Raw genomic sequence first — 9,797 nt, forward strand, 5'->3', positions numbered from 1 at the left:
GCCGATGCCAGGGCCAAGATCGAGGCGCGGCGGCGGCCCGGGAGGCTGCCGAATGGAACCCGGAGGCTCACCTTCCGGCCGGACCAGGATCCGGGGACCGTCATGTCATGGCCGGCTCTTGTCGACGACTGGAGCGCGGATGGAGAGTGACAATGGCCGAGACTGATGTCGATTCGCGCCGCGCGGTTGAAACCCGGATTCCCACCTGTGTGCCGGCGTGGAGATCGACCCGTGTGAGGGCCATGCCTGCGGATCACATCGCCGGCCTCACCGTCTCGCAAATCTGACCGCTTCTTCGACACGGGGCCGGGACCCGGCAGATGGGGCGGACCGATCAGCGACCGAGTGGACCGCACCCGCGAGGGGCGTGCGCGCTGCCTGCCGCCGACGGCCGTGCGTGACGAGGCGATTGTGATCGATCCGGTGCGGCGCGGCCGGTGCGGAGAGCCGCGGCTGAACCTCGCTGCGGGCTGCCGCGTCGCTGAGGTGGAGGTAATTCGGGTTGAACAGGCTTGCGGCCTGCAGGGCGGCGATGTCGGGGATCCGCACGGTTCGACCGAGCATCTCCACGAGCCCTTGATCGCGCAGTTGCGCGAGCTTGCGGTTGATGTGGACGTGCGACAGGCCCAGGGCATTGGCCATGTCGAATTGAGTGAGCAGCAGAACGAAGCTGTTGTCCTCGGTGAGCCCGGCCCGGCGCAGCCGCAGGAACAGCTCGCACAGCAGATGGCCGACCCGCTCCGTGCCGACGCGCTGACCAACATTCAGCAGCCACTCGCGCTGGATCGAGGCCGCGATGAAGCTCTCCCACAGCAGGGCCTGCCGGACCGCCGGGTGCTGCTCGCACACGGTCGCCAGCGCCCTGAGCGGGATGTCCGCACAGGTGAGCGGCGTCAGGGCGGCGATGGAGCAGTCCATCGCGTATCCCTCCGGGGCGAGCGCCTCCGTCAGGTCGCCCGGCAACAGGATCCCCGCGATCTGTCGCCGGCCATCCTCCAGTTGCTTGTAGCGGTAAGCCCATCCCGAGATGATCAGGCTGACATGGCCGAGATGGTCGCCCTCCTCAACGAGATCATCGCGGGCGGCGACGTACCGCCACTTGCGCACGAGGTGATGAAAGGCCTCGCGGTCCGCGCCGCCGAGATTCGTGAGCCGGCTGATTTTCGCGGCTGCGCGGCCCTGAATTGCTGCACCGCCGATCGCTGTCCCAAGCATGTGATCGTCCCCTGAGGCTTGCTTGTACCGTTCATTCCGGTCGAACATCTGAGTAATCAGGCTGGACTCGTTTGCGCGGCCGTGCATGCGCATTGGCGCCATGCTTCAATCGTATCGATCGCGTTCGTGCTCAACTGATCAGCTACACGCCGGATCAGCGAGGGCGCACGGGTGGCCCCGCGAGTCGGAGCGATGCTGCAGTGAGTGGCCGCTGCGCTCCGTCGAACGTTGCGCCCCGACCCCGACCGGGCGGCGAAGTCGCCCCCGCTTCAGGAGCCGACAGGCCGGCCGCGCTGCCGCACGCCGCCAGAGTCCGGCTCGCCACGCGAGAGTGCTCCGGACATCGTGCCTGCGCCGAGGCCAAGTTCTATTTCACCCTATATCCCGCTGCTTCGGCGCCCTGTCAGCCGATCTGGATCATTAATACGGGACAGAGCGACCGCCGGCGGTGATATTTCTCACTTCAGAGTGAAGATGCGGTCCCACCTTTGCAGTAGGAGCTTCTTCGGTCGCGCTTGAATTTGGCTTGGCAGGAAGGGGACGACCTGCTGAATGCGTCAGGTATCGGCGGCGCGACCGTTGCTCGCACTGCATCGGCTTCGTAGACCAACCGTGCGTCGATGCCGCCGGGTGATCGAGGCCGACAGGGCGGAGTCAGGTGAGACGTCGCATCCCCCCGGAAGGCGAGGAACCCGCGGGTCAACGCCCCCGGTCACACGGACGGCCCAGGCGAGGAAGCGCAGTGGAGACGCGATGGGCCGGTCACGGCCGCCCGCTGGCCTGACCCAAGCGGGAGGGGCCGCCGGGCGGACACGAAGCGATGCGGCTCCTGTCTTTCAGGCCGACGCATCGGCGGCCCGATCCAGGGCGGCCGTCATGCCGTTGGCACGGGACAGGGCAGCATGGGACAGGGCAGAAAGTCCATCGGTCATCGTGTTCGTTTGCGGCCCCTGCCGACCCTTCATCGTCCGAAGCGCCGAACCAAGACACGCGCCGACCGCACGGGAAGCACCTGCTCTCGCCGCCGGCACGGTGCGACGCCACGCTACAAGTCAATCGGCCCATTGAACTCGGAATCCTTACGATGCACCGCCGTCCGTGGATGGCCGCCCGAAACCGCTCGGGTGGCGCATAATTTTTAGCAGACGCTTGCGGCCTCGAAATCTATCGCTTGTCAGCTAGGAGCGCTTGCGCCGCGTCGTTTCGGATCGGATCGCGGAGTGCGGGCAAGCGCGGCGGAGGTGAAGCCATGGATGGTAGGGATCTTAGCCATATTCCAGGCAATAATTCAACTAATAATCCGCACATATCGGTCGTAATTTCCGTGAAGAACCGCTTCTTTCTGCTGAAGGACTGCCTGGAAGCTTTGCTCAGGCAGACGATTGGCGTCGAGAGCTTCGAAGTCATTGTCGTCGACAACGTGTCTCAGGACGATATCGCCGGTCTTTGCACGGCGATGCGGGCCCAGGGTCTGCAGCTCCGCTACCTGCGCATGCAGCACGACAAGGGACCGGCCCCGGCGCGCAACCGAGGCGTGCTTGAGGCGCGGGCCCCGCTGATCGCCTTCACGGACAGCGATTGCCGGCCCCATCCCGAATGGCTCGCCCTTGGCATCGCCGCCCTGGCCGACCCGGCGGTCGCGTTCTCGACGGGCCCGGTCCTGCCCAAGCCGGAGCAAACGGCATCGCTCTGCTCCAAACTCACGTTCGTCACGGCGCAGGAGCACCCGACCTTTCCGACCGCCAACATGGTCGTGCGGAAAAGCGTGTTCGACGCGTTCGGCGGCTTCGACGAAACCCTCTCGTTCCGTGACCCGCTCAACCGGGCGACGGAATGTGCCGATACCGATCTCGCCTGGCGCATCATCGAGGCCGGCTACACCCGCCGCTTCGAGCCGCGCGCCGTCATCTGGCACGAGATCGAACAGCAATCGCTTCTCCAATGGATTCTCGAGCCGACACGATTGTTTCTGGTTCCTGCCCTAGTCAAGCGGCATCCGGAACTCAGGAGACGTCTCCTCGTCGCGCGCCTGTTCTTCTATCCTCCGATATGGCTGCTTTACCTCGCGGTATGCGTGGCGGCGTTCGCCGTCATCTGGCAGCCGCTGCTGCTGCTCGTGCTGCCGCCGGCACTGCTCGCGCGGGGCATCCATCGCACCGGCTCCGTGGACCCGCGGCAGCTCGCAGCCCACGCCGGGCGTGTGATTGCTCACCTGCCGCGGATGGTCGTCATGATAACATCCCTGCTTTATGGAAGCATTCGCTACCGCGCACTCGTTCTATGAACCCGCGCGTTGCTCCATAATGACACCTTGAAGCTTTTCATCTCTGACGATGCATTTGCTCGATACGGAAGTCGCCACGGCAAATTACATCGTTTTTCAAGATCAGTCTCGAAAATTCTGAATGCAAGATAGTTTCTCGCCGGAGCCACACGGTCGTGGTCGCTCGCGGCGAAGCGGTTGGAGGCAACAGTGCGGATCGCAGTGACTCACCCGACGGCATGGCCGGAGGTTCGCCGAGGATCGGAGCGGATGCTCCATGATCTGTCGCAGCGCTTGGCGGCCCGCGGCCACGACGTCACCGTCCTGACCAGTTCTCCCGCGTCCGAAACGCGGATCGAAGCCGATGGCCCGGTCCGGCGCGTCCTGCTTCGCCGCAGAACCGGGCCGGCCGCGCTGACGGGCCGCTGGTTCAACAGCCAGCATCTGTTCGGCTGGGACTTGGCCAGGTGGCTCCGTGCGGAGCCGTTCGACGCCGTGCACTGCCTGAACTACCACGATGCGGTCGGCGCTCTGGTCGCGCGCCGGGCGGGTGCACGGTTCCGCCTCGTCTTTCAGTGTACGGGCATTCCGGTGCGGCGCTACTTCCGGCGCATTCCCGCCGACGGCCTGATGTTCCGCATGGTGCTGCGGCAGGCGGATGCCGTGGCGGTCCTGTCCCGCTTCGCTCAGGACGCGCTCGCGCGGGATTACGGGGTCGCCGGGACGTTGCTTGCGTCCCCCACCGAGACCGCTCCCTTCGAGGCGCTGCCGGACGACGCTCCGCGCGAACCCTACATCCTGTTCAGCGGGGATGCCGACGAGCCGCGCAAAGGCGCACTCCTCCTCGCCCAGGCGTTCCCGGCCGTGGCCGAGCGGCTGCCGGCTCTCCGGCTCGTCTACACGGGACGATCGAGCCCGGCCACCCGCGCGGCTTTGTCCGCTGCCGTTCCGGGCAACCTCCGCGATCGAGTCGAATTTCTCGGTCTCGGCCGCGTCGAGGACCTGCCGCACCTCTACGCACGCGCGACGGTCTGCGTGAACCCGGCCGTCTGGGAGGCGCTGGGCAATGTCCTGATCGAAGCCCTGGCGGCCGGAACCCCGGTGGTCGGCGCGCGGCACGCCGGCATCCCGGACATCGTCGCGGACGAGACGGTGGGGGCTCTGTTCGATCCGGGCTCGACGCGGCTGGCCGCCACGAACGCGGCCGGACTGAGCGAGGCCATCCTGAGGGCTGCGGCCCTGGCCGCGCGGCCCGAGACCCGCGCGCGGTGCCGCGCGCGGGCGCAGGCCTTCTCCTGGAACGCCCTGATCCCCCGCTACGAGGGCCTGCTCGGCGGCGACGCCCCGCCGCGCGAGATCGGCCCTCCCCTGCCCGCCGCCATCCCGTTGCGATGAACCGCCCGTCTCCCGGCGCCGCGTCGCTCGCGCGATGCGCTCCTGTTGCCGAACCTGTCCGAGCATGAGGTGCCCGTGTGATGACCGCTTCCCTCTCGATGTCGCGTCGCGCGAGCGACGTGCCCCTCTCGCTGCCGAACCTGTCGGAGCTCGAGATCGCCTACGCGGCCGAGGCGCTGGCGAGCGGGGATATCGGGCCCGCCGGCCCCTTCCGCGACCGCTTCGAGGCCATCTGGGCCGCCCGGAACGGCACCGCTCATGCGATCACGGTCTCGTCCGGAACGGCGGCGCTGCACGTGGCGCTGGTGGCGCTCGGGATCGGGCCCGGCGATGAAGTGATCGTGCCGGCGACGACCTACGTGGCGAGCGCGAATGCCGTGCTGCACGCCGGCGCCCGGCCCGTTCTCGTCGACGTGGACCCCGAGACCTTCTGCATCGACCCGGCCGCCGCGGCCGCCGCGGTCACGGCGCGCACCCGGGCCATCATGCCGGTCCATCTGTTCGGCCATCCCTGCCCGATGGACGCCCTGGAGGAGATCGCGGGGGCGCGGGACATCGCCCTGGTGGCTGACGGGGCGCACGCTCCGCTCGCCGGATATCGCGGAAACCCGGTCGCCGCGGCCGCGACGGTCACCACGCACTCCTTCTTCCAGAACAAGATCTTCAGCTGCGGCGAGGGAGGAGCGCTGCTCACGAACGATGCCGACCTCATCGTGCGTGCGACGCAAGTGCGAGCCCACGGGCTCGATCTCGGTGGCCGAGCGATCTATCACCGGCTCGGCTACAATTACCGGTTGACCAATCTCGCCTGCGCGATCCTGTGCGCGCAGGAGGAGCGGGCGGACGCGATCCTTGCGCGTCACGCCGAGCTGAATCGACTGTATCGCCAGCTCCTCGCCGATCATCCGTCCATCGCCTTGCAGGCCATCCGCGATTGGGCAGAGCCGGTCCAGTGGTTCTTTCCCCTCGTCCTTCGCAACCCTGCGCCGGCCCTCGATCGGCTGATCGCCCGTCTGGGCGAGCGCGGCATCGGCGCGCGCCCGTTCTTTCCCTCGCTCGATAGCATCCCGCATCTCTCGGCATTTCATGCCGAGCGCCCGCACCCGCTCACGACCGCGCGCCGTCTCGCCGACCGAGGGCTGCTGCTGCCATTGCGCGCCACCATGAGCGACCGCGACGTGGAGCGTGTCGTGGAGGAGCTGGCGGTCGCGCTGCGCTGACCGCGCACCGGACGGCGCCGGATGAGCGCATCGCCGCCGGGACGGGCCGGTCCCGGACGGGCTCCATGGGCGTCGGGTCCGCTCGCCTTCCGGCCGTAGCCGCCGCGGCCCTCGGGCCGTGATGCTGCGCCCCCGTGCCGGATCGCGCTCCACTCCGGCGGGCACCGCTCCCGCGCACGATCCCCATCATCCGCCATCCGGTTGATGGCTTCGCCCTCTCCCATTTCGGCCATGCGGATGTCGGCGTCGCTCAGGCGCCGCGCTCAGGCGCCGCGCGGGCGCGTGATCCGGGATCCGCTGCGATCAAGCGCATCCCGGATCAGTCGCGCCCCTGCGGGGCATCGCCGGGCACCGCTCCTCGGCACCGCCCGCGCGCGCCGCCGCGTCCAGGCCAGGTCGCGAGCCGCGGAAGGCGGATCGGCGGGCCCCCAGGAACAGCCCTCGCGGTTGAACAGCCCTCGCGGCTGCCGTGCCCCCAGGGGCCGCGAAGCGGCGTCGATGAGGGCAGACGCGCCCCAGAGTGCCGTCGCGCCCGAGACGATCATCCCCGCCGCCATCGCTCCACCGCATGCAATCAGTCGCATCTTTCTTGTGCGTCGGCGCACAAGGCGCTGCACACCTGCGGTCGCGCCGGATCATCGATCCATCGCAGACCGGCACGTCCGGGCGGCAGCATTCGACGAATGCTGCAAAAAATTTTGCCGCCGGCCGCCCCGCCGCGATGTCTACTGCAATCACAAATCTTCGCCCGGGCCGAGACGGCCGGGCCCGGAGGAATTCTTCAGCTCACGCCAAGATCAGGGGGAGTCGATGACGAGCCTCATCATGAGCTCGCACCCGCGCGAGGCGCTGGCCGAGCCGGAGGATGGCAACGCGTACCTGGATGCGCCCGCCAGGGGAGAGCGGCAGGCGGCGGATGCGGCAGCCATCGTGGATGCGCTGGCCAAGCGCACGGTCGACGTGATCGGAAGTGCCTGCATTCTGCTCCTGCTGGCACCTCTGCTGGTCGTTGTCGCGATCGCCATCAAGGTGAGCAGTCCCGGGCCGGTCCTGTTTCGTCAGGCGCGGTACGGGCAGGGCGGCCGGATCTTCTCGATCTGCAAGTTCCGGACGATGGTCGGGCCCTCGCCGAAGTGCATCGCGATCGGCGACCCTGACGACCATGAAGCGCGCCTGACCCCGCTGGGCCGGATCCTGCGCCGCTACTGCATCGACGAGCTTCCGCAGCTCCTCAACGTCCTGGCCGGCGACATGTCTCTGGTCGGTCCGCGCGCCCATCCGGTCGGCCTGCACGTTCTCCAGGTTCCCTACGAGGACGTGGTGCCGAACTATCACCACCGTCACAGCGTCAGGCCCGGCATGACCGGATTGGCGCAAGTGATGGGTTTCCACGGCATCGTCGACTCGGTCGAGCATGCCCAGGCGCGCCAAGCCTACGATGTTCTCTACATTCAGCGCCGGAATACTGACCTGGATGTCGCACTCATAGCATTCACCGGCTGGCGGTTCCTGCTGCGCGGTGGGCGCGGAGCCAGCCGCTTCCCAATCCAGAGATTCCTCCCGACGCAGCTTGGCAGCGCGACTCCGCCCTTCGCCTCCGAGCCTGCATCGGCCGCCCCGGCGCCTTGCGCCGACGGCCTGAGCACTTTCGCGGCGTCCTGACCCCCGCATCACGCGATCAGGATCCAGCATCACCGGCGTGGAGCCGCCAACGGCTACCAGCAACGCGCAAAGGAGAGAGCGCACATGAAAGTCTTGATACTGGCCGGTGGGCGCGGCACGCGCGCCTACCCCTACACCGACTACCTGCCGAAACCGATGATGCCGGTCGGTGGAAAGCCCATCATCGTCCGGGTCATGCAGATCTTCGCGAACCAGGGGGTGACGGATTTCGTTCTGTCGCTCGGATATCGCAAGGAAGTCATTCTCGACTACTTTGCCGGGCGGTCCCTCGGCTGGAACGTCGAACTGGTGGACACCGGCGACGAGGCCGACACCGGCGATCGTGTCCGCCTCTGCCAGGACAGGCTGGGCGACGAGTTCTTCGTCACCTACTCGGACGGGCTCTGCGACGTCGATCTCGACAGCCTGCGCGCCTTTCACCGCAGCCACGACGGTCTCGCCACGATCACCAACGTCCCGCTTCGTTCCCAGTACGGAACGATCGAGTCCGATCGCGAGGGACGCGTCCGCGCCTTCCGTGAGAAGCCGATCCTGCGTGATCACCGCATCAATGCCGGCTACTGCATCATGAGGAAGGCCGTGTTCGATCATTGGCACGGCAGCAGCCTCGAACGCGAAGTCTTTCCCTCCCTGCTACGGAGTCGAAAGCTGTTCTCGTTCGACCATGACGGCTTCTTCAAGTCGATGGACACGTTCAAGGATCAGCAGGAACTCGAGGCAATGTTTGAGAGCCGCGAGTTCGATTGGATCGAGTCGCGCCCGTCGGTGGTTCGGGCCCGTGAGCTGGAGGTTGTTCGATGAGCAAGATGTCTTTCTGGTCCGGCAAGCGCGTCCTCGTCACCGGGTCGGCCGGGTTCCTCGGCTCGTGGACGGTGCGGACCTTGCGCGAGAGCGGCGCATTGGTGGTCGGCTACGTGCGCGACCTCAATGCCTACGGAAATTCGCTGGCGGATGACTTGGCCAAGCCGACCATCGTCGTCCACGGCCGGCTGGAGGATCGGGAGACCCTGCGGCGTGCCGTGAACGAGCACGAGGTGGACACGGTGATCCACCTCGCCGCTCAGCCGATCGTCGGCACGGCCCTGCGCGATCCGGTGGGCACCTTCGAGGCCAACATTCGGGGTACCTGGAACCTGCTCGACGCCTGCCGGCTGTACGGGAAGGTCGAACGCATCCTCGTCGCGTCCAGTGACAAGAGCTACGGCAGTTCCGACGTCCTTCCCTATACGGAAGACATGCCGCTTGTCGGGCGCGCACCCTACGACGTCTCCAAGAGCTGCACCGACCTCCTGGCGCGCAGCTACTTCGAGACCTACGGCCTGCCGATCTGCATCACGCGGGCCGGCAACTTCTTCGGCGGAGGCGACCTCAACTTCAACCGGCTGGTGCCCGGGACGATCCGCTGGGCGCTGCGGGGCGAGCGCCCCGTGCTGCGCTCAGACGGCACGATGATCCGCGACTACATCTACGTCCGGGACGTCGTGGCCGGATACCTCGCCATCGGCGAGGCCATGCACGAGCCGGGCGTGGCCGGCGAGGCCTTCAACCTGTCGAACGAGACGCCCCTCAGCACGATGGCCTTCACCCACGAGATCCTCCGCGCCTGCCGGCGCCCGGATCTCGAACCGCTGGTCCTGGGCGAGGCCCGGTCGGAGATCGACGCCCAGCACCTCAGCGCCGCGAAGGTCCGGCGGATCGTCGGCTGGTCGCCGCGGTGGAGCATGGCGGACGCCCTGGCGGAAACCGTCGCCTGGTACCGGAACTACATGGGCCGGATCGGTGAGATCGAACGGGAAGCCCCTCCGCACGATGGCCTTCGCCAACGCGATCCTCAGCGCCTGCCGGCGCCCGGATCTCGCACCGCTGGTCCTGGGCGAGGCCCGGTCGGAGATCGACGCCCGGCACCTCAGCGCCGCGAAAGTCCGGCGGACCGTCGGCTGGTCGCCGCGGTGGAGCACGGCGGACGCCCTGGCGGAAACCGTCGCCTGGCCCCGGAACTCCATCGGCCGGATCGGTGAGAT

At 67.6% G+C, this 9,797-nt stretch carries 7 protein-coding genes; 6 read left to right on the top strand and 1 reads right to left on the bottom strand.

Going from position 1 to position 9,797, the window contains the following annotated elements; translation table 11 throughout:
• Positions 1-267 precede the first annotated feature (267 nt).
• Positions 268-1,317 carry a Crp/Fnr family transcriptional regulator gene (locus tag MET2598_RS38165; RefSeq protein ID WP_018261621.1) on the bottom strand — a complete coding sequence of 350 codons (1,050 nt, stop codon included), beginning with the start codon at positions 1,315-1,317 and terminating at the stop codon, positions 268-270.
• A gap of 1,147 nt (positions 1,318-2,464) precedes the next feature.
• Between MET2598_RS38165 and MET2598_RS0116685 the strand changes: the two genes are divergently transcribed.
• The 6 genes from MET2598_RS0116685 (at position 2,465) to MET2598_RS0116710 (ending at position 9,794) form a co-directional block, all read left to right on the top strand.
• Positions 2,465-3,499 (top strand): glycosyltransferase family 2 protein, encoded by a 1,035-nt coding sequence (locus MET2598_RS0116685; protein ID WP_012333790.1) that lies wholly within the window; start codon positions 2,465-2,467, stop codon positions 3,497-3,499.
• Positions 3,500-3,748: 249 nt separating this feature from the next.
• A complete protein-coding gene (locus tag MET2598_RS0116690) occupies positions 3,749-4,873 on the top strand; it encodes a glycosyltransferase family 4 protein (protein ID WP_018261623.1) in 1,125 nt (374 codons plus the stop codon).
• 80 nt (positions 4,874-4,953) lie between these two features.
• On the top strand, positions 4,954-6,093 hold the full coding sequence (locus MET2598_RS0116695) for a DegT/DnrJ/EryC1/StrS family aminotransferase (RefSeq protein ID WP_018261624.1): 1,140 nt from the start codon (positions 4,954-4,956) through the stop codon (positions 6,091-6,093).
• Between the two features lie 810 nt (positions 6,094-6,903).
• Positions 6,904-7,755 carry a sugar transferase gene (locus MET2598_RS0116700; RefSeq protein ID WP_012333787.1) on the top strand — a complete coding sequence of 284 codons (852 nt, stop codon included), beginning with the start codon at positions 6,904-6,906 and terminating at the stop codon, positions 7,753-7,755.
• Positions 7,756-7,839: 84 nt separating this feature from the next.
• Positions 7,840-8,577 (top strand): nucleotidyltransferase family protein, encoded by a 738-nt coding sequence (locus MET2598_RS0116705; protein WP_012333786.1) that lies wholly within the window; start codon positions 7,840-7,842, stop codon positions 8,575-8,577.
• 5 nt (positions 8,578-8,582) lie between these two features.
• A complete protein-coding gene (locus MET2598_RS0116710) occupies positions 8,583-9,794 on the top strand; it encodes an NAD-dependent epimerase/dehydratase family protein (RefSeq protein WP_265576388.1) in 1,212 nt (403 codons plus the stop codon).
• Positions 9,795-9,797: the final 3 nt, after the last annotated feature.

Source organism: Methylobacterium sp. WSM2598 (genome assembly GCF_000379105.1).
GTDB lineage: Bacteria > Pseudomonadota > Alphaproteobacteria > Rhizobiales > Beijerinckiaceae > Methylobacterium.

What these genes read in the sequence shown, in the direction of transcription:
- MET2598_RS38165 (WP_018261621.1), bottom strand. Translation starts at nt 1,317, where the DNA reads ATGGCGCCAATGCGCATGCACGGCCGCGCAAACGAGTCCAGCCTGATT.
- MET2598_RS0116705 (WP_012333786.1), top strand. Translation starts at nt 7,840, where the DNA reads ATGAAAGTCTTGATACTGGCCGGTGGGCGCGGCACGCGCGCCTACCCC.
- MET2598_RS0116690 (WP_018261623.1), top strand. Translation starts at nt 3,749, where the DNA reads ATGCTCCATGATCTGTCGCAGCGCTTGGCGGCCCGCGGCCACGACGTC.
- MET2598_RS0116710 (WP_265576388.1), top strand. Translation starts at nt 8,583, where the DNA reads ATGTCTTTCTGGTCCGGCAAGCGCGTCCTCGTCACCGGGTCGGCCGGG.
- MET2598_RS0116700 (WP_012333787.1), top strand. Translation starts at nt 6,904, where the DNA reads ATGACGAGCCTCATCATGAGCTCGCACCCGCGCGAGGCGCTGGCCGAG.
- MET2598_RS0116695 (WP_018261624.1), top strand. Translation starts at nt 4,954, where the DNA reads ATGACCGCTTCCCTCTCGATGTCGCGTCGCGCGAGCGACGTGCCCCTC.
- MET2598_RS0116685 (WP_012333790.1), top strand. Translation starts at nt 2,465, where the DNA reads ATGGATGGTAGGGATCTTAGCCATATTCCAGGCAATAATTCAACTAAT.